We start from the raw sequence: 21,303 nt of genomic DNA, 5'->3' as shown, positions 1-21,303 counted from the left end.
GGATGCTCAGCGCCGTATTCACCCTTATCCAGCGGGAACTGCTGATGGCGCTGCGCCAGCGTGCCGATATCTTCAATCCGCTCTGGTTCTTTCTCATCGTCATTACCCTGTTCCCCCTTGGCATCGGGCCCGAGCCCCAGCTGCTGGCCCGCATCGCTCCCGGCATCATCTGGGTGGCGGCCCTGCTCGCCGCCATGCTCTCCCTCGAGCGGCTGTTTCGGGATGACTTCAGCGACGGCGCCCTCGAACAGATGATGCTGATGCCTCATCCGCTGGGGCTGCTGGCCCTGGCGAAAGTAATTGCTCACTGGTTGCTGACCGGCCTGCCCCTGCTGCTGGTCTCTCCGCTGCTCGCCATCCTGCTCTCCCTGGACATGAAGACCTACCTGGCCGTGGTGCTCACCCTGGCGCTCGGTACCCCGGTGCTGAGTCTGTTGGGGGCCGTCGGGGTGGCGTTGACGGCGGGGCTGCGCAAGGGGGGGGTGCTGCTCAGCCTGCTGCTGCTGCCGCTCTATATCCCTGTGCTGATCTTCGCCACCTCCGCCATCGATGCCGCCAGCATGGGGCTGCCCTATGGGGGGCAGCTCGCGATCCTGGGGGCCATGCTGGTGGGGGCCATCACCCTGACGCCGTTGGCGATCTCCGCCGCGCTCAGGGTTAGCGTCAATTGATTAATTACTGGAAAAGGCTTCTTTTAGGCCCGTTTTGAGAACGTATAATTGAGATAGATCAAGGGGATGGCTGCTTATTGCTTTCGGGGGATATGATGTTTCCCGGCAGTGGGTATGGTAGGCCTCGCCACTATAAAATTAATAACTGAAAGGTTTTGTGAGCTATGTGGAAATGGTTGCACCCTTATGCCAAACCCGAGCGGGCCTACCGGCTGGCCGGGACCCTGCTGCCCTGGTTTGCGGTGACGAGCCTGCTCGCCTTCATCATAGGCACCGCCTGGGGGTTGGCCTTTGCCCCCGCGGATTACCAGCAGGGTGACTCCTTTCGGATCATCTACATCCATGTGCCCTCCGCCATCCTCTCCATGGGGGCTTACTCCACCATGGCGGTGGCCGCCTTCATCGGCTTGGTGTGGCAACTGCGCATGGCGGACATGACGGTAGCCGCCATCGCGCCCGTGGGGGCCGTGTTCACCTTCATCGCGCTCTTTACCGGTGCCGCTTGGGGCAAGCCCATGTGGGGCACCTGGTGGGTCTGGGATGCCCGCCTCACCTCGGAGCTCATTCTGCTGTTTCTCTATCTGGGCGTCATCGCGCTCTACAACGCCTTCAGCGACAAGGTGGTGGCGGGCCGCGCCGCCGGCATCCTGGCGCTGGTGGGGGTGATCAACCTGCCCATCATCCACTACTCGGTGGAGTGGTGGAACACCCTGCACCAGGGGGCCACCATCACCAAGTTCGACAAACCGTCCATCTCCGCCGAGATGCTGTGGCCGCTGCTCATCATGATACTGGCGTTCACCACCTTCCTCGGTGCCCTGACCCTGATGCGTTTTCGCAATGAACTCTTGATGCGGGAGTGGCATCGCCCCTGGGTCAAAGAGATTGCCGAGCAGGAGAAGTAAGCATGCACTTTGCCTCGTTCAGTGACTTCCTGGCCATGGGGGGCTACGCCTTCTACGTCTGGCTCTCTTTCGGCCTGACCCTGCTCTGCCTGGTCGGCATCGTCATTTCCACCCGAATGAAAACCCGTGCCCTGCTCGGCGAGCTGCGCAACAAACAGGCCCGGGAGGCCCGCCGCAAGGCGGCCCAGCAGATGGAGAACACCCTATGAACCCGAGACGCAAGAAACGCCTCACCATCATACTGGCGATCAGCCTCGGCCTTGCCAGCGTGATCGGGCTGGTACTCTATGCCCTCAGCCAGAACATCGACCTCTTCTATACCCCGAGCGAATTGGTGGAAGGCAAGGGGCCGGACAAGATCAAGCCCGAAGAGGGGCAGCGGCTGCGCATCGGCGGTCTGGTGGTTCCGGGGTCCGTGGTGCGGGATCCCCAGAGCCTCAAGGTCGAATTCAAGCTGATCGACAATGGCGGCCATCTGGTGACGGTGGAATTTGACGGCATACTGCCGGATCTGTTCCGGGAAGGGCAGGGCATCGTCGCCCAGGGCACCCTCAAGGATGCCACCACGGTCGCCGCCTTCGAGGTACTGGCCAAGCACGATGAGAACTACATGCCGCCAGAGGTAGCCGATGCCACCAATGGCATGCATTTCAAACCCGAGTACACCGACGCGCAGTTGAAGGGAGCCAAACAATGATCCCTGAACTCGGTCAATTCGCGCTGATCCTGGCCTTCGCCACCGCCTTGCTGCTGGGCAGTTATCCGCTGATCGGCGCCCAGTGGGGGCGCCTTGGCATGATGTCGGCGGCTCGCCCGCTTGCCTATACCCAGTTCCTGCTGCTGCTGCTGTCGTTCCTCTGCCTGACCTGGGCCTTCGTGGACAACGACTTCACCGTGCAGTACGTGGCTACCAACTCCAACAGCCTGCTGCCCCTTGCCTATCGCATCTCGGCGGTGTGGGGCGCCCATGAAGGTTCCCTGCTGCTCTGGGTGCTGACGCTGGGGGGCTGGACCGCCGCCGTGGCCCTGTTCAGCCGCCGCCTGCCGCTCGATGCGGTGGCGCGGGTGCTGGGGGTGCTCGGCCTCATCTCGGTGGGCTTCACCGCCTTCGTGCTGTTCACCTCCGACCCCTTCACCCGTACCCTGCCGTACTTCCCGGTGGACGGGCGCGATCTCAACCCGCTGCTGCAGGATCCCGGCCTCATCTTCCACCCGCCCATGCTCTACATGGGTTATGTGGGCTTCTCGGTAGCGTTTGCCTTTGCCATCGCCTCCCTGATGACGGGTCGCCTCGACGCCACCTGGGCGCGCTGGTCCCGTCCCTGGACCATGGCGGCCTGGGTCTTCCTGACCCTCGGCATCGTGCTCGGCTCCTGGTGGGCCTATTACGAACTCGGCTGGGGCGGCTGGTGGTTCTGGGATCCGGTGGAAAACGCCTCCTTCATGCCCTGGTTGGCGGGCACGGCCCTGCTGCATTCCCTGGCGGTGAGCGAGAAGCGCGCTACCTTCAAGGCCTGGACCGTATTGCTGGCGCTCTCGGCTTTCTCCTTGAGCCTGCTCGGCACCTTCCTGGTGCGCTCCGGCGTGCTGGTATCGGTGCATGCGTTCGCTTCGGATCCGACCCGCGGTCTGTTTATTCTGGGCTTCCTGCTGGCGGTGATCGGCAGCTCCCTGCTGCTGTTTGCCTTCAAGGGCTCCCAGGTGAAGAGCCACGGCAAGCATGAGCTGTGGAGCCGGGAGACCCTGCTGCTTGGCAATAACATCCTGCTGGTGGCGGGCCTCTTGACCGTGCTGCTCGGCACCCTGCTGCCGCTGGTGCACAAGGAGCTGGGGCTTGGCAGCATCTCCATCGGCACCCCCTTCTTCAACCATATCTACAGCTGGCTCATCATCCCCTTCGCCCTGCTGCTCGGCCTCGGTCCCCTGTTCCGCTGGCGCCGTCAGGAGATTGGTGAGCTCAAGGGCAAGGTGGTGCTGGCCCTGGTGCTGAGCGTGGTGGCCGCCTTCGGATTGCCTTATCTGTATGCGGAGTCGTTCAAGCCCTGGGCGGCGCTCGGCATCGGTCTCGGGGTCTGGATCATCGTCACCAGCCTGCAGGAGACCTGGGTGCGCGCCACCCACAAGCACGGCTTCGCCACCGGGGTGCGCAAGCTGGGCAACAGCCACTGGGCCATGATCCTGGGCCACGTGGGGCTCGCGGTCAGCATCATCGGCATCGCCTGTACCCAGAACTACAGCATCGAGAAGGACCTGCGCATGCAGGCCGGCGATCGGGTGCACTTTGCCGATTACGAGTTCGTCTTCACCGGCATCGCCGAGAAGAACGGCCCCAACTACGACGGTTTCAAGGGGGTGCTGGAAGTGCACCGGGATGGCAAGCAGGTGGCCACCTTGAAACCCGAGAAGCGGATGTACACCGTGAGCCGCATGCCGATGACGGAAGCCGCCATCGATGCGGGCATCACCCGGGATCTCTATGCAGCGCTCGGCGAGCAGCTCGACAACGGCGCCTGGGCGGTGCGGATCTACTACAAGCCATTCGTGCGCTGGATCTGGTTCGGTGGCGTCTTCATGGCCATCGGCGGCGTGCTGGCCATGCTGGACAAGCGCTATCGTTTCGGTCGTCGTGAAGAGGAGTCCAAGTCATGAGGCACCGTAAAACCGGCTTGTTTCCGACCTTTTTTAATGACAATCACCGCTTCCATGGCCGCTGTGCAGAGGGATCCAAGGCATGAGTCGTAAAACCTGGTTGTTTCTGCTGCCCTTCATCATCTTTTTGGCCGGCGCCGTTTTCCTGTTCAAGGGGCTCTACTCCGATCCCACCAAGTTGGAATCCGTGATGGTGGATAAGGAGGTGCCCGTCTTCACCCTGCAGGACATCTATGATCTCGACAAGCAGCACGACAGGAGCATCTTCAAGGGGCGCCCCATGCTGCTCAATGTCTGGGCCACCTGGTGCCCCACCTGCTACGGGGAGCATACCTACCTCAAGCAGCTGGCGGGGCAGGGGATCTATATCGTCGGCATGAACTACAAGGACGAGCGGGACAAGGCCATCAAGTGGCTGGCGGAGCTCGGCAACCCCTATCAGATCAACCTCTATGATCCGGATGGCATGCTGGGGCTGGATCTCGGCGTCTATGGCGCCCCCGAGACCTTCTTCATCGACAGTCAGGGCATCATCCGCTACCGCCACGTGGGGGACGTCAATCCCGAAGTCTGGGCCTCGACCCTCAAACCCATCTATGACGCCATGAAATAAGGGAGCAACCGATGAAAACGCTTATTGCATCCCTGCTGTTGATGGCGGGACTGTTTGGCGCCGGTCAGGCCCGCGCCGCCATCGACGTCTATACCTTCGACAACGACGCCCAGGAGCAGACCTTTCGCGAGCTGACCAAGGAGCTGCGCTGTCCCAAGTGCCAGAACCAGGATATCGCCGATTCCAACGCCGGCCTCGCCAAGGACTTGCGTGACAAGACCTATCAGATGGTGCGCGAAGGCAAGGACAAGCAGGAGGTGGTGGATTACATGGTGGCCCGCTACGGCAATTTCATCCTCTATGATCCCCCCCTGATGGCCTCGACCCTGATCCTCTGGCTCGGCCCCTTGCTGGTGATCGTCATCGGCGCCGCCACCGTGGTGGTGCGAAGCCGCCGCCGAGCCCCTGCCACCGAACGACCCGAGCAGACCCTGAGCCCGGAGGAGCAGGCCCGGCTGGCCGCCCTGCTCAAAGAGGAAGAGAAACAATGACCGCATTTTGGATACTGGGCGCGGCCCTGCTGGTATTGGTCAGTCTGGCGCTGATCCTGCCGCTGTGGCGCGGTGAAGGACGTCAGAGCATCAGCCGCTCGGCCCTCAACAAGCAACTCTATCGCCAGCGCCTGCTGGAGATAGGCGAAGAGCGCGAGCAGGGGGTGCTGGCGGAGGAGTCGGAGTCCCTGGTGGAGCTGCAGCGCAGCCTCTTGGACGACATCCCCGACGTGGAGCAGACCGCCCGTGGTGGCAAGAGCCTGATCTGGATCCCCGGTGTGCTGGTACTGGTGGTGGTGAGTGTCGGCCTCTACTTCAAGCTCGGCGCCTGGCAGGAGGTGCAGCGCTGGCAGGATGCCAGCAGCCGCCTCGGGGAGCTCAGCAATCGCATTCTGGTGGAACGGGATGCCGAGGTGACCGAGCAGGATCTGCTGGACTTCACGCTGGCCCTGCGTACCCGCCTCAAAGAAGAACCGAACGACTATCGAGGCTGGTTGCTGCTCGGCCGACTCACCCTGGATGGCAACGATCCCGAGATGGCCCGCGAGGCGCTGGAGCGTGCCTATTCGCTTGCGCCACAGAAGGCCATGGTGGCGGTGCCCTATGCCCAGGCCCTGATGATGACGGGTGATGAGGCGCAGGCGGATCGTCTGTTGCAGGCGGCCATCGCCCAGGATCCCGGCAATATCGAGGCGCGCTCCGTCTATGCCTTCATGGCGCTGCAAAAAGAGGACTTCCAGACCGCCCTCGTTCGCTGGCAGGCCATGCTGCCGCTGCTGGAGAAGGGATCGACCCGCTATGTGATGGTGGAGCGCTCCATCGAGTATGCCGAGCAGCAGCTGCGCCAGCGCGGCATCGCCGTCACTCGGGCGCCGGTTGCCCAGCATGAGCAAGGCAGTGCCCAGGTGCAGGTCCCCGTGGTGAAGGAGGGAGAATACCCGCTGCACGTCACCCTGGCCCCCGGCATCCAGATGCCGGAGGATGCCCACCTGTTCGTATTCGCGGTGATCCCCGATGGCCCGCCCATGCCCATCGCCGTCAAACGCATCCCGGGACCTCAGTTCCCGCTGACCCTCTCCCTTGGCGACGATGATGCCATGATGGAAGGCAGCAAGCTGGCCACCTATCCGGCACTGCAATTCAAGGCCCGGCTCTCCCGTGGCGGCAACGTCATGAACAAGGAGGGAGCCTTCGAAGGGATCTCCGTGACGGTACCGACCACCACCATTCCGTCAGCGCCGATTGACATCCGCATCGATCACGCCCTCTAATACCCTCTTGGCCCGACCCCTGGATGGGGCGGGCCGCCTATAATTCATACGGTTCGCTCATAAAAGTTTAGGATTATCATATGTATCTGCGTTCAGGAGCATTGGTGGTGGCACTGCTGTTGGGGGGCTGTGCGGGTGGCCCTCCCAAGTCAGGCCCAGAGAGCCTGGATCTCGAAGAGACTCCAAATCGTCCCGAAGCCACCAGCACGGCCAGCGATCCTCGTGACCCCTTCCAGGGGGCCAACCGGGCCATGTGGGCGGTCAACTACGATATGCTTGAGCCCTATGTGGCTCGTCCCGTGGTTCACGGTTATGCCCGTTATGTGCCGCAGGGGGTGAGAGACAGCATCGAAAACTTCGTGGACAACTTCGACGAGCCGAGCAGCATGGTGAACCACCTGCTGGTGGGGGATCTGCCGGGAGCGGGAACCAACCTGGGCCGTTTCACCATCAATACCACCCTGGGTCTGTTCGGCTTCTTCGACGTGGCCAAGCATGCGGGCCTCCCGCGCAATACCCTGGAGATGGATACCGTGCTCGGCAAGGCCGACATCGGTGACGGCGCCTACGTCATGGTGCCCGTCTACGGCCCGACCACCACGCGCGAGCTGGTGGGGGATACCATCGATACCATCTACTTCCCCTACGCGCTGCTGACCTTCCCGCTGAAGGTGGTGCACTGGGCACTGGATGGACTGGGTACCCGATCCAAGCTCATCGATCAGGAGCGGATCATCGACAATGCCCTGGATCCTTATGCCCTGACCAAGGACTTCTATCTGCAGTACAACGACGGCAAGGTGAGCGGTCGCCAGGCTGAGCTCAAGGATCAGAAGCCCCAGGAGGACGACAGCAACCTGGATGACTATCTCGACGAGATAGACCAGTAAGCTTGTGCATCCTGTGTGAGAAAGGCGCCTGCGGGCGCCTTTTCTGTCAGTCGAATCCATAAAAAAACGCCCCGCGATGGCGGGGCGTTTTGGCAAGAGCTGGGCTTATCAGGCCGCCAGGTTCTTGGCCACGAATTCCCAGTTGATCAGGGTCCAGAAGGTTTCCATGTACTTCGGACGCAGGTTGCGGAAATCGATGTAGTAGGCGTGCTCCCACAGGTCGACGGTCAGCAGCGGGGTGGTCCCGGCTTCGGTCAGCGGGCAGCCGGCGTTGGAGGTGTTGACGATGGCCAGGGAGCCGTCGGCTTTTTTCACCAGCCAAGTCCAGCTGGAACCGAAGTTGCCGATGGCAGACTTGGTGAAGGCATCCTTGAACTCGGCGAAAGAGCCGAAGGCCTTGGTGATGGCATCGGCCAGGGCGCCGGTGGGCTCGCCACCGCCGTTCGGGGAGAGGCAGTGCCAGTAGAAGGTGTGGTTCCAGATCTGGGCGGCGTTGTTGAAGACACCACCGGTGGAGGTCTTGATGATCTCTTCCAGAGACTTGCCTTCAAACTCGGTACCCGGTACCAGGTTGTTCAGGTTGACCACGTAGGTGTTGTGGTGCTTGCCGTGGTGATATTCCAGGGTTTCCTGGGAGATGTGCGGTTCCAGAGCATTGATTGCATAGGGCAGAGCGGGAAGTTCGAATGCCATTTTCTACTCTCCATTGGCTGGACCGTGCGACAGCGACGGTTGCAAGACATTGCGTACTCTTTTCTATATGTGAAAAGAATTGTTGTTAATATAGGGGGCCGGATGGCCCAAAGCCCATCGATTGTAGCAGTATCAAAGATGGGCTAACAACTCTTGATTCGCGCCATGACCTGGATCAACGGGGCGACTATTGATGCATCTCTTCTTCCATTTGTCCCGGTTTGCCAGTTTGTGCTCCGCCCGGTTTGCAGTAGAATGAGCGCCGAAATCGCTCCAGTGAGGCACCTATGGAAACTATCGAAAAGATCAAACAGCAGCTGGCTGAAAATCCCATCATCCTTTACATGAAGGGTTCCCCCAAGCTTCCGAGCTGCGGTTTCTCTGCCCAGGCTTCCCAGGCCATGATGTCCTGCGGCGAGCCCTTTGCTTACGTCGACATCCTGCAAAACCCGGACATTCGCGCCGAGTTGCCGAAGTTTGCCAACTGGCCGACTTTCCCCCAGCTGTGGGTGGAAGGGGAGCTGATCGGCGGCTGTGACATCATGATCGAGATGTTCCAGGCCGGCGAACTGCAGACCCTGATCAAGGAAGTGGCCGCCAAGCACAAGCAGGATGATGCCGCCGCCGAATAAGGTTGCAGCCATATCATGCAAAAAGGGGAGCCAGTGGCTCCCCTTTTTATCTTCACCGACTCATCAGCCGATGCGCTCGATACGCGCCATGTAGAAGCCATCGAAGCCGGTCGCGGCAGGGCTGACGCTGTGGTCATCCAGCAGGCGGTAGTTGTCGTTGGCCGCCAGGAACTTGTCCACCTGCTGGCGGTTCTCCTCGGGCAGGATGGAGCAGGTGGCGTAGACCAGGATGCCGCCCACCTTGGTCATCTGGCTGTAGCGCTGCAGGATCTCTTCTTGCAGGGCGACCAGCACCGGCAGCCGCTCGGCGGTATCGCGCCACTTGGCATCCGGATTGCGCTTGAGCACGCCCAGGCCGGAGCAGGGGACGTCCAGCAGCACCCGATCGGCGGTGCCCTTGAGGCGCTTGACGGTCTTGCTGCTCTCGATGACCCGGGTCTCCACGTTGTGGGCACCGGCGCGGCGGGCGCGTTGCTTGAGGTTCTCAAGCTTCCACTCTTCCACGTCCATGGCCAGCAGGCGGCCCTTGCCGTTCATCATGGCGGCCAGGTGCAGGGTCTTGCCACCGGCGCCGGCGCAGGCGTCGATGACCCGCATGCCGGGGGTAACGTCCAAGGCCGCAGCCACCAGTTGGGAGCCCGCATCCTGCTGTTCGAACCAGCCATCGGCGAAGGCCTTGGTGCGGAACAGGGCGGCGTCCGAGGTGACCTGCAGGGCGCTCTCCACCCCCTCCACCGGGATTGTGGTGACCTGCTCCTTGGCCAGGGCCGCTTGCAGCTCTTCCCTGGTGCACTTGAGGGTGTTGACCCGCAGGTAACGCTTGGGCATCCAGGCCAGGGCGGCACGCTCGGCAGGCCAGGCCTCGCCGAGCTGCTCGCTGCCGAGTTTCTCCAGCCAGGTCGGGCAACCATCCATCAGCACCGGGTTCTTCTTGGCCTCGGTCAGGCGGCGACGGAAGGCCTCTTCGTTGAAGCGATCCAGCGTCGGGTTGTTCGGCTGAGCTATCTTGTGGAAGGCGTGCCAGCTGTGCAGCAGCGGCCAGACGTTTTTCGAGGCCTGGCGCACCTGGATGCCGGTCAGGAAGCAGTAGAGGCTGAGCCGACGCAGCAGATCGCCGGTGACCAGGGCAATCCTTGCCTGTTCTTGGGGTTTGAGTTCGATGCCGGAGAAGTGGCGGGCATAGGCCCTGTCCAGGGTGAGACCCTGAGCCAGCACATCATCAACGATGGCAACGACCAGATCCCCGAAACGGGGCAACAGTGGGGATTTGAGCATGAGATTAACCTTGGCCAAAAAAGGATGAACCGGCCCCATCACGGAGGGGGTTCTGAAACGGACAAATCCGCGCAATGATAGGGGCTAGACTGAGCCGGTGCAACCATCCCCATTCGGGGAATGTACAGGGGATGGGGCTGGACTAATGACGGCAGCAGGCAAATGATGCCGTGGCAGTTCGGGTGAACGCATTAAAAAGGATGAAAAAAAGATGCAGTCGATGAAATTCTCCCCGCTGGCATTGCTGGTGGCGGGCCTGATGGCTTCCACCGGTCTGGCCGCCAAGGAGTGGCAGACCCTGGTGGCGCGCGCCACCGATGCCGACGGTTACGAGGTGCGGGCCAATCACTACCGCATAGCGACGGTGCCGGCCGACCACTTCGATGCCCTGAAAGGGGGAGCGCGCGAGCTGACCCTGCCCCTGCCGGATGGCAACGAGGCCGTCTTCACCCTTCAGCCCTATGATCTGCTGCCGGCAGACCTGGCGGCAAAATATCCCGATATCCTGACCTTCAAGGGGCAGAATAAACTCTCCCCGACTGACACGGGACGCTTCGACCTCGGTCCTCAGGGGTTCCACGCCATGTTCAGCCACGAGGGGCGGATGGTGTTCGTCGATCCCCTGCGCAATGGCGAAGGCTATGCCGTCTATTACCAGCAGGATGCCCACAGCCGGCTCGAGGAAGAGGCAGACAAGGTGATCGGCGGCGAGGCCAAGAAGCTGGCGCGCCAGGTGCTGGTGGATGGCAATGTGCGCAAGCGCTATGTGATTGCCGTCTCGGCAGCGGGGGAATACACCCAGTATCACGGCGGCACTGTCGAGGCTGGTCTGGCCGCCATCGCCACCATGCTCAACCGGGTCAACGAGGTGTACCAGCGGGATGTGGCGGCCGAGTTCCAGCTCGCCAGCGGCAACGACACCATCATCTATACCGATGTCGCCACGGATCCCTTCTTGAACGATGACAACGACATCGATATCAACGTCAACGTGCAGAAGAGCGCCCAGAGCCTTGCCGGCAACAAGCTCGGCCCCTTCGACATCGGCCACGTGGTCAATACCGGTGGCGGTGGCCTGGCCCAGCTGGCCTCTTTGTGCGGCGGCGATGAGCGTTCGGCGGGGATGACGGGCTCCGCCGATCCGGTGGGGGATGCCTTCTTCATCGACTACGTGGCCCACGAGATCGGCCACCAGTTCGGCGCCGAGCACACCTTCAACGGCACCACCGGCAGCTGTGGCAGCGGCAACCGCTCCCCCGGCCAGGCCTGGGAGCCGGGCAGCGGCAGCTCCATCATGGCCTATGCCGGGATCTGCGGGGAGGAGAACCTGCAAGTCAACAGCCTGCCCTATTTCCACAGCAAGTCCATCGAGCAGATGCGGGCCCACATGGCCTCGGTGCCGAGCTGCGGCACGGCCCAGAGTCTGACCAACAACGCGCCCCAGGTCTCGGCCGGCAGCGATTATGCCATTCCGGCCAATACCCCCTTCGTGGTCAAGGGGGGCGGCAGCGACCTGGACGGCGACCCCCTCTCCTATACCTGGGAGCAGATCGATCTGGGCAATGCGTCGTTTAGCGCCGCCAGCATGATTGACGATGGCTCCCGCCCGCTGTTCCCCTTCGTGGCACCCATCAGCCTGCCGGAACGTACCCTGCCGAGCCTGCCCTCCCTGCTCACCAATACCCTGGCGAAAGGGGAGGCCTGGCCCACTACCAACCGGATGCTCAACTTCCGGCTGACGGCCAGGGATGGCAAGGGCGGGGTGGCCAGCGATGACATGCAGATCCAGGTGGTCAACACCGGCAAGGCCTTCCGCCTGACCAGCCCGCTGGTGACGCCGCTGGCGGCCGGTCACCATCAGACCATCGGCTGGGAGGTGGCGGGCACCAACGCGGCGCCCATCAACTGCAGCAAGGTCGACATCGCCATGACCCGTGACGAGGGGGCGAGCTGGACCCTGCTGGCCAGCGGCCTGGCCAACTCTGGGTCGGCGAGCGTGGCCATTCCCGCTGGCAACGACGGCACCGCCCGCCTCAAGGTCGCCTGCAGCAACAACCTCTTCTTCGCCATCAGCCCCTTCAAGCTCTCCGTGACCCAGCGAGTGGAAGAGGGGGGCGATGGTGGCGGCGGCGCCTTCGGTCTCTGGCCCCTGGCGCTGGCCCTGCTGGGTTGGTCGCGGAGGCGCAGATGAAGACCTGTTATGCCTTGCTGCTGACCCTGCTCACCGGTTGTCAGGCCGATGCCGACACCCTGGATCAGGCCATCGAGCAGAGCCTGGCCAAGCAGGACTATCGGCTGATCGTGCGGGCCGGGCGCGGCGAGGTGGCCCCCGGCATTCCGGCCGAGGTGCAAGCCGGTGCCAAGGCGCGCTGTGGCGTGCGCTATCTCGACGGGCTGGGGGATGTGATCCGGCCAGAGCAGAAAGAGGAGCACGCCAGACTCAGCGACTATGCCGCCGAGTACAACAGGCGCATGCTGGCTCACTGTCCGGCGGCAAAATAGCCGCAACTGACACGGCGACAGGCCCGGTGGGGCCAAGGATCGGGGAGGCACGGGCCTCCCCGCTTTTTTGGGCCCCCCTTTGGGAGGATGCGGCTTGAACCCTGTCTCCGCTCGTCGCACAATGCCCCCTATATGGCCGTGCCAACGGCAAAGAGAGAAGGAAAATCAAGATGATGGATGTAGCCGATCTGCGCCGTGAATACACCAAGGGGGGATTGCACCGTGCCGATCTGCCGGCCGAGCCGCTGGATCTGTTTGAAAAGTGGTTGGCCCAGGCCTGCGAGGCCAAGCTGAGCGACCCCACCGCCATGGTGGTGGCGACCGTGGATGCGGACGGCCAGCCCTGGCAGCGTACCGTGCTGCTCAAGCACTATGACGCCCTGGGCATGGTGTTTTACACCAACATGGGCAGCCGCAAGGCGGGTCAGCTCGAGGGCAACCCCCGCATCAGCCTGCACTTCCCCTGGCACACCCTGGACAGGCAGGTGCATGTAACCGGCCGGGTGGAGAAGCTCGGCGCCCTGGAGGTGATGAAGTATTTCCACAGCCGCCCCAAAGACAGCCAGATCGCGGCCTGGGTCTCCCAGCAGTCCTCCCGCATCTCGGCCCGCGGCGTGCTGGAGGCCAAGTTCCTCGAACTCAAGCAGAAGTTTGCCAATGGCGAGGTGCCCCTGCCGAGCTTCTGGGGGGGCTACCGGGTGGTCATCGACACCGTGGAGTTCTGGCAGGGCGGGGCCCATCGTCTGCACGATCGCTTCTACTACAGCCGGGAAGGGGAAGGCTGGCACATCGAGCGGCTGGCCCCCTGATGAACATCGCTCGGCTCAAGAACTTCACCGAGATAGTGAAGAACAACTTCAACATCTCGGCGACGGCGGAAAAGCTCTACACTTCCCAACCGACCCTCAGCAAGCAGATGAAGATGCTGGAGGATGAGCTGGGGCTGGCGCTGTTCAGTCGCAAGGGCAAGAACCTCATCGGCCTGACCCCCATGGGGGAGCAGGTGATGGAACTGGCCAAGGGGGTGGTAGCCCAGGTGGAGCAGATTGGTCAGCTCTCCTCCTGCGAGCAGCTTGCCACCAGCGGGGCGCTGCGCATCGCGACGACCCATACCATGGCACGCTACAAGCTGCCCACCGCCATCAGCGGATTCTCCCGCCACTACCCAGAGGTTACCCTGCACCTGCATCAGGGGGCGCCGGCCCAGCTGGCGCAGATGGTGCAGAACGGGGACGTGGAGATGGCCATCGCCACCGAATCCATGCACCTGTTCGACGAGCTGGCCACCGTGCCCTGCTATCGCTGGGGGCGCAGTGTGGTGGTGCCCCACGGCCACCCCCTCATCGACTGTCAGCCGCTCTCCATGGCGGACTTGGCCCGTTATCCCCTCATCACCTATGTGTTCGGCTTCACAGGCCGCTCCAAGATGGACAAGGCGTTCGGTCGCCATGGCCTCAGCCCCCGCATCGTGCTGACGGCCACCGACACCGACATCATCAAGCACTATGTGCGTCTCGGCATGGGGGTGGGGGTGATCGCGAGCTCCGCCTTCGACGAGGGGGACAAGGGCAGCCTGGTGGCCCTCAACATCGATCACCTGATCGCCTCCAGCACCATTCATATCTGTCTGCGCAGGCACGTACACCTGCGGGACTACAGCTACGACTTCATCCACCGCTTCGCCCCCCACGTGAGCCGGGAGACCATACAGCTCACCCTCATCAACCAGGCGCCGGCCATCAATCTGTCGACCCTGCCCTGGCTCTGAACCAGCCCATCATGCAGTGGATGAAACCACTGCCAATGACGAAAAAAAGAGAGGCCATTAGCCTCTCTTTTTGCTGTCAGGCAGCGTTTCATCTGCCATGGTTGCCGGATGGACGAAGATCCAGCGCCGTTCAATGGCCGATACTGTTCAGATCACAGAAGGCGCCTTGCCCCCTGCATCGAACCGCTCAAGGCCGTACTCACGCCGCCCGGGTCGCCAGATTGACGAAGATCCGGGCCCCGATCAGCAGGCCGTCGTCATCCGGGTAGCAGGGGGTTTGGACATTGCAGGTAGTTGCGGATCCCCCCTTGTCTATCAGGCGTTCCCAGTCGCCAGGTTGACGAAGATCTGTGCTCCAATGAGCAGGCAGTCGTCGTCCAGGTAGTAGGGGTTGGCATGCAGGTAGTTGCAGATCCCCTTGGCCTGGCAGCCGCTGCCGAGGAAGAACATGGCGCCCATGCGGTTCGGGGTGGCGTTGATCATGTAGCTGAAGTCCTCGCTGCCGGTCATGGGCTGGCCCTGGGCATTGATGCCTTCGGCGGGCAGCACGCCGCTCGCGGCCCGCTGCAACCGCTCACAGGCGGCGCCGTGGTTCTCCACCGCCGGGTAACCTGAGTAGATCATGCTGGTCTTGAAGCCGCGCAGCTCGCTCTGGGCGACCATGTCCTTGAAGCTGTTTTTGAGGATCTGATCCGTCTCGGCGTCCATGGCGCGGATGGTGCCACGGGCCTGCACGTGATCGGCGATGGCATTGGGAATGGTGCCGCCGTTGATCATGCCGCAGCCAAACACCGCCGGGCTGAAGGGACTGGTGCGCTTGGCGACGATGTAGTCCATGTCTTCGATGATGCGCACCGCCTCGCGGATGGCGTCCAGCCCCTTGTGGGGGGTCGAGCCGTGGGCGGAGATGCCGTGCACGTCCAGGGTCCAGGCCGAGCCCCAGGAGGACATGACTCCCTGGTTGAACTTGATGGTGCCGGTTTCCATGGCGCCGTCGTTGTGCAGGGCATAGACCTCGTCCACCCCCTCCATGCAGCCGAGTTCCACCATCTTGCCGGCGCCCGGCACCCGCATGTCCTCTTCCGCCATCTGGAAGATGATGCGCAGGTTGTAGCCGAGTATCTCCTGATGGGCGGCCAGGAACTTGGCGGTGGTGAGTGCGATCGCCATGTGGGAGTCGTGGCCGCAGTTGTGGGCCATCCCCTCGTGGGTGGATTTGAACGCCACCTCGGTCATGTCGTGCATCTCGAGGCCGTCCATGTCGGCGCGAAACGCGATGGTGGGCAGGCTGGGGTCGATGTGCAGATCCCCGTGAAAACCGGTGAAGCCCGGGTAGTCGGTGATCCGGTAGCCGAACTCTTCCATCAGGGCGCGGCAGTAGGCCGAGGTCTTGAACTCGGCACCCGAGTATTCCGGAATGCTGTGCAGGTGGTGGCGCACCTCGCAGCTGAAGTCACGCAGGGCAAGCAGGTCAGGTTCGATATGGTAGTCGTGCATCAGATGATCCCTTGAATGGAGAAGCCGAGTTGGGCAACCAGCGAGGCGCCGAAGAAGCAGCAGGTGGAGACGATCATGAAGATGAGGATCACCTTCCAGGACATCTTCTTGAGCTCTTCCAGCTGACCGCCGACGGAGAGACCGGCGAAGGCCAAGAGCGGCACGCAGCAGGAGAGGAAGGAGATCTTCGCCACCGCGTCGATGAAGAGGCTGCGCACCGGGGTTTCCGGCAGGCAGATGAGAATGCCGATGATGGTGGCATAGGCAAAGGCCGGCAGGGAGGAGGGCAGATAGCGCTTGGCCACCAGGGAGGCGAACACCACCAGGGCCATGGCGACGAAGCTGTCCCCCATCTGCCACAGCGGCAGGCCGGTGGTCAGGGTCTGGGTAAACATGGCCAGCAGGATCGCCAGGAAGACGAACCGCATATCCATCACGATGCTTTTCATGCTTGTTCTCCTTTGGCAGAGATGGCGAAGATCTTCTCGGCAAGGGGTAGTCCCAGATAGGTGAGGGAGAGGGCGCCGAGGGCCGATGAGAGCAGGTTGGAGGCGGCGGCGATGCTCAGCACCTGCTGGGCCAGTGCCTCGTCCAGACCGTTGATGAGGGCACCGGAGGCGGCGCTCAGCATGGAGCCCGAACCGACCCCGGAACCGGCGGCGAGAGCCAGGGGATGCAGGCCGGTCAGCGGCGCTATGCTGCCGAGCACGCTGAACCAGAGGGTGCCGATGACGGAGCCGCACAGGTAGATGGCGAGCACGCCGATGTACTCCTGGGAGCCGGTACCGAACTTGCTCTGAATGACGGCGACCGAGGGTTCACGGCTGATGGAGGAGCAGGCACCGATGGCGCGGCGGCCGAAACCGAACTTCACCGCCAGCGGGATGGCGATGAGAATGGGCAGCAGGTTGCCTATCTCCTGCAGGAAGAGAGGGACCCCGACACTCAGGATCATCTTGAGGTTGGGGATGATCATGCCGGCATACTGGGTGCCGAGGATCAGCAGGCTAAAGCCCACCATCTTGCCGCAGAAGCCTTCTTCTTTCTCGGTGAAGAGCTTCTTCCAGCCGGGGATGCGATCCTTGACCGGTTTGGCGGAGACGATCATGCCGATGATGACGGCAAACAACATGGGCAAAATGGGGATGATGGCGATGCCGATCCTGATCTCCTGTTTTCCAATCAGATACTGGGCCACGAAGATCAGCAGGGCGGTCGCCAGGGTACTGACTAACACCGTCTTGAGGGGAGTGGTTTGCTGCATAGTCTTTTCTCTTGTTATGCATGGTTATTCATGAACCCGCGCTGGTGGTGCATGATATGGCCATGATAGAAAGGCAGAGACCCCATTAATGTGACTCCCATCAAGGCAGACATATGGCATTTTTTCATGGGGTATGCCGTTTAACCATGATTAAGATGTGGGTTAACAGTCAGTTAGCAGTCAGCCATGCTGCCCGTCATGGGACGGTCGTGGCGGCGCCACCCGATCACGGTTATGCACCGGCTCATCGCGGCACGCACCTGGGGGGAGGATGGAATTATTGATTGAAGGGGGGCTCTGGCAGCCCCACTGGCAAGAGGCATTGCAGGCCTGGCAGGCGCAAGGCCATGGCTGGCAGCTGCTGCAAAGCCGCCGGACAGGGCGGGGAACGGGGGCAGCGTCCCCTGCGCTGAGCCGCTGGGCCGCCTGTCCGCCCGATGGCATTCTCTTTGCCAGCGATCTCCTCGCCGCCTGGCTAGACGGGGACGAAGCCCCGCTGATGGCGGCGGATCCGAGCCACCAGATCCTGATCAGCGCCTCCAGCGCCCTGCTGACCCTGGCCAAGGAGAGCGGCCTGCTCACCCTGGGGCCCGTAGGGGCGGATCTGATGCTGGGCCCCGACGACGATCTGGCCGAGGTGCTGCAACGGCTGCTCGCCAGACGGTTGTCGATCCCGTTGCTGCGTGAGTCCGCAGGGGTGAAAGCCCTGGTGCTGCGCCCCCTGCGGCCCGAGGATGAGGCCGAGATCCTGCACTATTGCGCCGACGCCGCGATCGCCCGCTATACCCTCAACATTCCCCACCCCTATCCGCCGGAGGCGGCCCGGGACTGGCTGGCCCTGAGTGGGCGCAAGGCCGCCCTCGGCCTTGGCCGAGCCTGGGCGCTGAGTCTGCCATGCGGCCCGGAACTCGCCCCCTTGCTCGGGGTCATCTCCCTGCACTGGAACGGGGAGCTGGCCTGGTGGGTGGGGGTCCCCTGGCAGGGGCAGGGGCTCGCCACCCGGGCGGCGAGCCTGGTCAAGTCATTTGCGTTCGAGCAGTTGCACTTGCCCGCCCTGACGGCCCGCCACATGCCGGGCAATCTCGCCTCCGGCCGGGTGATGGCCAAGATAGGCATGCATCACTGCGGGACAAGGGCTGGAACGGATGAGCAGGAGGGTGAGCTGAGCCACTGGCGGCTGGACAACAGGCCGGTGCTGCCCGAGGAGATGGGTGACGAACTGGCGATGCTGCTGGCGAGGGAAGAGGTGGCGGTGGCCATAGTGCATGATGAGGCAGGGCCAGCGGGCCCTTGCCTCGCGTTGGCGCTGTTTGTGACCGAGCCGCTCCCGGCGTGGGCCACCGGGCTGGATGCGGCGGGAAGGCGGGGAATGGCGCTGCGATGCCATCCTCTCGCCTGGCTGGCGGTGCCCGGCCCCTTGTCATGGACCCACAGGCAGGGCTATTTGCTCAAGGACAGGGGGGCGCAGGGACTTGACTACCTGCTGGGGCTGCGGGATCCCCGGCGGGCCGAAGGCTGACTCTATGCCGGGTTGAACGAGCGGGGCCGGACGGCCATCCCCCCGGTCGCCATTCGTTTTCCTGAGCCCGGCCTCCCATTTTCGAATAAAGGCATTCAAGTCGGGCACCAGTTGTGTGGAATAATGGCCCCCCTGCTGTACGAGGAGTTATGCCCTATGTTGAGAACCGAGCGTCCTGGCGACATGTTGCCCGTCTACGAGCTGGTGAGCGCCGCTTTTGGCCGATCCGATGAGGCCGATCTGGTCAACCGCCTGCGTGAATGCGGGGCCGCCGTGGTCACCATGGTCGAGGAGGAAGAGTACGAGTTCATGGGGCACCTGATGCTGAGCCCGATCACCATCAACGGTCAGGAGGGCCCCTGGCTCGGTCTGGCACCGGTGGCCGTGCATCCGGACTGGCAAGGGCAGGGGATTGGCTCGGATCTGGTGCGCGAGGGGCTGGACACGGCTCTCGAGATGGACTGGAAGGCGGTGGTGGTGCTCGGGGATCCGGCCTACTACGCGCGCTTCGGTTTTCGTCCCGCCAGCGATTTCGGCTTGAACTGCATCTATGAGGTGCCCGCCGACTGCTTCATGGCGATGGAGCTGCAACCGGGCGGCCTCGCGGGCCTGGCCGGGGAGGTGCTCTATCATCCCCTGTTTGACGAGATGGAAGAGGAGTAGCGCCTCGGCGCACTCAGGACCCCGTGAACAACAATGCCGCTCCCCCGGGAGCGGCATTTGTTTTGGCGGGTGAAGGAAACCCTCAGCTGGATTGCTGCTTGGCCTCGTACATCGCCTTGTCTGCCCCCTCGATGAGCTCGTTGGCGGTGACGAATTTCTCATTGCCGGTCACGCAGATGCCGATGCTGACGGAGTACTCGGGGTAGGCGGTGGTGAAGGCGGCCTCGATGCGATCGCTGATATGCAGGGCGGTGGCCTTGCTCGCCTCCGGCAGGATGACGCAGAACTCGTCCCCACCGATCCGGCAGGGGAAGTCCGACACGCGGCAGCTCTCGGTGATGGCCTGTCCCAGGGTCTGCAGGACCTCATCTCCCTTCGCATGACCGAAGGTGTCATTGATGAACTTGAACTTGTTCACGTCGATGTAGATGACTGACAGGAAGCTCTTGCGGCGGATGGCGGCATTGAGTTCGCGAACAATGGTGCGCTGCATGGCCCGTTTGTTGTAGAGCTCGGTGAGGGGGTCTCGTTCCGCATGGGCACTCAGGATCTTGGACTTCTCCTCCAGCTCGCGAGCATAGGTTTCCATCCGCTTCTTGGCGTTCTCGACCGCGCTCAGCAGGGTGCCGATGTAGGTGTCAAACACCAGAGCGGTATCGAAGCTGATCAGCTTGTCGAGGGCTCGCAGTACCAGCGGCAGGTCGGTCTGGTTGCTCATGTGCTCGGCCAGCACATCTTCAATCAGGTATTTGAGGGTACAGCTGGCGGAGAGATAGAGCTTGGGTTCGACCCCGATCCGCTTGTGGACCAGGCCGATGCGCAGCCGGCTGTTGACGTAGTTGTTGTCATAATGGCCCGAGAAGAGATCCTGGATATAGCGCCGCTGAGCACTGCGTAGCCGCTGCAGAGTATCTGAATCACCGATGAGCAGCGCGATTTCATCGAACTCCGTTTGCTGGTCATAAAACTTGGCCACGATGGCCTCAAGGTTTCGCTCGATGATGGGTTGCTGTGCGGCGAGCAGATCCAGCTCACCCGGAGTCAGTTTGAAGAGCTCCATCCGGCGTTGGATTTCGATCTCATTGATGTTGAATTGCTCAAGCAGTGTTTTCTCGATCAACATGGCTACCTCATGTTCCCCGGATTGGTGCAGGGGGATGGCTGTTATTATGTTTTATATCGCTACTGTGCAGAAAAGGCATCCTCTGCCGACGATGATCATCGCATGAAACAGAGGGCATTGATGAGTTTTTTAACATTATCTGCTTGTTTTTATTGATATATACATATTCTGTGTAGGGCATTGCCCCGACTCGGTGAGAGGTCGCTGGTCCGCTTTATCGCGCTGCCCATCCAGGGGCCTGGCCCTCGAAGCGAGCGGCTTACTGTGCCAGGGTTTTGAGCTGTTGCCGGCTGGGAGGGTTGTTCCAGTCGATGGGGCCGTGGGTGAATCTGTATTGCAGCCTCGGCAGGCTCAGCTCCAGCCACTCTTCCCGGAAGTAGGCATAACCGCGCTCCCAGTCAGGGTCGTTGGCCCAGCCGGTCTGCAGGAAGTGGAGGCGGGTACCCTGTCCTTCCGGCACGAAGCGCAGGCTGATGAGGGTCTTCTGCTGGCGAATATGGGGGAACTGGACAGGGAAATTCCAGCTGAAGCTCAGCAAGTCGTGAGGCATCACCGCCATCACCCGGCACCCCTCGCTGCCCCGCTCACCCAATGGCGCATCCGGCCTGAAGTAGATCTCGAACGGGCCGTTGGGCTCGGCCACCATCAGGCATTCAGGGGCCAGAAAACTGCGCAATCCACTCTCCGTGGTCCAGGCTCGCCAGACATCGTCGATGTGGGCCGGGACCAGGATGCTGTCTTCGATCTGCTTGTTATCCATATCAGTGAACCTCGAACCAGTCATGGATGGGACCCCGGCAGTATAGCCCCTCGGGCGATAAAATAGGCAGCCTTGGGTCACAGAGATGTATTCAAGAGGGTCTGCTTTGAGCATTTG

The 21,303-nt window shown here is 62.3% G+C and carries 23 protein-coding genes; 16 read left to right on the top strand and 7 right to left on the bottom strand.

Annotated elements, in window-relative coordinates:
* The first annotated feature begins 2 nt into the window (after positions 1 to 2).
* The 9 genes from ccmB (at position 3) to ABNP46_RS14880 (ending at position 7,490) form a co-directional block, all read left to right on the top strand.
* On the top strand, positions 3 to 671 hold the full coding sequence (gene ccmB, locus ABNP46_RS14920; protein WP_349918826.1) for a heme exporter protein CcmB: 669 nt from the start codon (positions 3 to 5) through the stop codon (positions 669 to 671).
* Positions 672 to 835: 164 nt separating this feature from the next.
* Positions 836 to 1,576, top strand: coding sequence for a heme ABC transporter permease (locus tag ABNP46_RS14915; protein WP_349918825.1), 741 nt, complete (start codon positions 836 to 838; stop codon positions 1,574 to 1,576).
* 2 nt (positions 1,577 to 1,578) lie between these two features.
* Positions 1,579 to 1,785, top strand: a complete 207-nt coding sequence (gene ccmD / locus ABNP46_RS14910) for a heme exporter protein CcmD (protein ID WP_011705300.1) — start codon at positions 1,579 to 1,581, stop codon at positions 1,783 to 1,785.
* On the top strand, positions 1,782 to 2,273 hold the full coding sequence (gene ccmE, locus ABNP46_RS14905) for a cytochrome c maturation protein CcmE (protein ID WP_349918823.1): 492 nt from the start codon (positions 1,782 to 1,784) through the stop codon (positions 2,271 to 2,273). Before ccmD ends, ccmE begins: the two co-directional genes overlap by 4 nt.
* On the top strand, positions 2,270 to 4,225 hold the full coding sequence (locus tag ABNP46_RS14900) for a heme lyase CcmF/NrfE family subunit (RefSeq protein ID WP_349918822.1): 1,956 nt from the start codon (positions 2,270 to 2,272) through the stop codon (positions 4,223 to 4,225). The genes ccmE and ABNP46_RS14900 overlap by 4 nt, the downstream gene beginning before the upstream one ends.
* A gap of 82 nt (positions 4,226 to 4,307) precedes the next feature.
* Positions 4,308 to 4,838: a DsbE family thiol:disulfide interchange protein gene (locus tag ABNP46_RS14895; RefSeq protein ID WP_349918821.1), complete on the top strand. Its 531-nt coding sequence runs from the start codon at positions 4,308 to 4,310 to the stop codon at positions 4,836 to 4,838.
* Positions 4,839 to 4,849: 11 nt separating this feature from the next.
* On the top strand, positions 4,850 to 5,329 hold the full coding sequence (locus tag ABNP46_RS14890) for a cytochrome c-type biogenesis protein (RefSeq protein ID WP_349918820.1): 480 nt from the start codon (positions 4,850 to 4,852) through the stop codon (positions 5,327 to 5,329).
* The gene (ccmI, locus tag ABNP46_RS14885) at positions 5,326 to 6,600 is read left to right on the top strand and encodes a c-type cytochrome biogenesis protein CcmI (RefSeq protein ID WP_349918818.1); all 1,275 of its coding nucleotides are present in this window, start codon (positions 5,326 to 5,328) and stop codon (positions 6,598 to 6,600) included. Before ABNP46_RS14890 ends, ccmI begins: the two co-directional genes overlap by 4 nt.
* 80 nt (positions 6,601 to 6,680) lie before the next feature.
* Positions 6,681 to 7,490, top strand: coding sequence for an MlaA family lipoprotein (locus ABNP46_RS14880; RefSeq protein WP_349918816.1), 810 nt, complete (start codon positions 6,681 to 6,683; stop codon positions 7,488 to 7,490).
* A 108-nt stretch (positions 7,491 to 7,598) separates the two neighbouring features.
* Here ABNP46_RS14880 and sodB read toward each other — a convergent pair whose 3' ends face one another.
* Complete coding sequence (gene sodB, locus ABNP46_RS14875; RefSeq protein WP_349918814.1) at positions 7,599 to 8,183, bottom strand: superoxide dismutase [Fe]; 585 nt, start codon at positions 8,181 to 8,183, stop codon at positions 7,599 to 7,601.
* 287 nt (positions 8,184 to 8,470) lie between these two features.
* Between sodB and ABNP46_RS14870 the strand changes: the two genes are divergently transcribed.
* Complete coding sequence (locus ABNP46_RS14870; RefSeq protein WP_349918812.1) at positions 8,471 to 8,815, top strand: Grx4 family monothiol glutaredoxin; 345 nt, start codon at positions 8,471 to 8,473, stop codon at positions 8,813 to 8,815.
* 63 nt (positions 8,816 to 8,878) lie between these two features.
* Here ABNP46_RS14870 and ABNP46_RS14865 read toward each other — a convergent pair whose 3' ends face one another.
* Positions 8,879 to 10,090, bottom strand: a complete 1,212-nt coding sequence (locus tag ABNP46_RS14865) for an RsmB/NOP family class I SAM-dependent RNA methyltransferase (protein WP_349918810.1) — start codon at positions 10,088 to 10,090, stop codon at positions 8,879 to 8,881.
* A 211-nt stretch (positions 10,091 to 10,301) separates the two neighbouring features.
* On the opposite strand from ABNP46_RS14865, the gene ABNP46_RS14860 reads away from it, so the two are divergent.
* From ABNP46_RS14860 to ABNP46_RS14845, 4 genes are all read left to right on the top strand, one after another.
* A complete protein-coding gene (locus ABNP46_RS14860; protein ID WP_349918809.1) occupies positions 10,302 to 12,281 on the top strand; it encodes a reprolysin-like metallopeptidase in 1,980 nt (659 codons plus the stop codon).
* Positions 12,278 to 12,592 (top strand): hypothetical protein, encoded by a 315-nt coding sequence (locus ABNP46_RS14855; RefSeq protein WP_349918807.1) that lies wholly within the window; start codon positions 12,278 to 12,280, stop codon positions 12,590 to 12,592. Before ABNP46_RS14860 ends, ABNP46_RS14855 begins: the two co-directional genes overlap by 4 nt.
* A gap of 170 nt (positions 12,593 to 12,762) precedes the next feature.
* Positions 12,763 to 13,401, top strand: coding sequence for a pyridoxamine 5'-phosphate oxidase (pdxH, locus tag ABNP46_RS14850; RefSeq protein WP_349918805.1), 639 nt, complete (start codon positions 12,763 to 12,765; stop codon positions 13,399 to 13,401).
* A complete protein-coding gene (locus ABNP46_RS14845; RefSeq protein WP_349918804.1) occupies positions 13,401 to 14,360 on the top strand; it encodes a LysR substrate-binding domain-containing protein in 960 nt (319 codons plus the stop codon). Before pdxH ends, ABNP46_RS14845 begins: the two co-directional genes overlap by 1 nt.
* A gap of 315 nt (positions 14,361 to 14,675) precedes the next feature.
* Here ABNP46_RS14845 and ABNP46_RS14840 read toward each other — a convergent pair whose 3' ends face one another.
* Genes ABNP46_RS14840 through ABNP46_RS14830 form a run of 3 tightly spaced genes read right to left on the bottom strand, consistent with a single transcriptional unit; the run spans position 14,676 to position 17,121 of the window.
* Positions 14,676 to 15,857 (bottom strand): M20 metallopeptidase family protein, encoded by a 1,182-nt coding sequence (locus ABNP46_RS14840; RefSeq protein ID WP_349918803.1) that lies wholly within the window; start codon positions 15,855 to 15,857, stop codon positions 14,676 to 14,678.
* Entirely contained in the window at positions 15,857 to 16,306 is a 450-nt protein-coding gene (locus tag ABNP46_RS14835; RefSeq protein ID WP_349918801.1) for a hypothetical protein, read from the bottom strand. The genes ABNP46_RS14840 and ABNP46_RS14835 overlap by 1 nt, the downstream gene beginning before the upstream one ends.
* Positions 16,303 to 17,121 carry a DUF3100 domain-containing protein gene (locus ABNP46_RS14830; RefSeq protein ID WP_349918799.1) on the bottom strand — a complete coding sequence of 273 codons (819 nt, stop codon included), beginning with the start codon at positions 17,119 to 17,121 and terminating at the stop codon, positions 16,303 to 16,305. Before ABNP46_RS14830 ends, ABNP46_RS14835 begins: the two co-directional genes overlap by 4 nt.
* A gap of 271 nt (positions 17,122 to 17,392) precedes the next feature.
* Here ABNP46_RS14830 and ABNP46_RS14825 point away from each other — a divergent pair, with 271 nt between their 5' ends.
* Both ABNP46_RS14825 and ABNP46_RS14820 read left to right on the top strand, forming a co-directional pair.
* Positions 17,393 to 18,640, top strand: coding sequence for a GNAT family N-acetyltransferase (locus tag ABNP46_RS14825; protein ID WP_349918797.1), 1,248 nt, complete (start codon positions 17,393 to 17,395; stop codon positions 18,638 to 18,640).
* A gap of 156 nt (positions 18,641 to 18,796) precedes the next feature.
* A complete protein-coding gene (locus ABNP46_RS14820; protein ID WP_349918796.1) occupies positions 18,797 to 19,303 on the top strand; it encodes a GNAT family N-acetyltransferase in 507 nt (168 codons plus the stop codon).
* A gap of 82 nt (positions 19,304 to 19,385) precedes the next feature.
* Here ABNP46_RS14820 and ABNP46_RS14815 read toward each other — a convergent pair whose 3' ends face one another.
* Together ABNP46_RS14815 and ABNP46_RS14810 are read right to left on the bottom strand one after the other, a co-directional pair.
* Positions 19,386 to 20,426 (bottom strand): GGDEF domain-containing protein, encoded by a 1,041-nt coding sequence (locus ABNP46_RS14815; protein WP_349918794.1) that lies wholly within the window; start codon positions 20,424 to 20,426, stop codon positions 19,386 to 19,388.
* A gap of 259 nt (positions 20,427 to 20,685) precedes the next feature.
* Positions 20,686 to 21,186 (bottom strand): SRPBCC family protein, encoded by a 501-nt coding sequence (locus ABNP46_RS14810; protein WP_349918793.1) that lies wholly within the window; start codon positions 21,184 to 21,186, stop codon positions 20,686 to 20,688.
* Between the last annotated feature and the right edge of the window lie 117 nt (positions 21,187 to 21,303).

The organism is Aeromonas veronii (assembly GCF_040215105.1).
Taxonomy (GTDB): Bacteria; Pseudomonadota; Gammaproteobacteria; order Enterobacterales; family Aeromonadaceae; genus Aeromonas; species Aeromonas veronii_G.
Note: the sequence above shows the minus strand (reverse complement) of the source record. Positions and strands in the feature narration are given on the sequence as shown.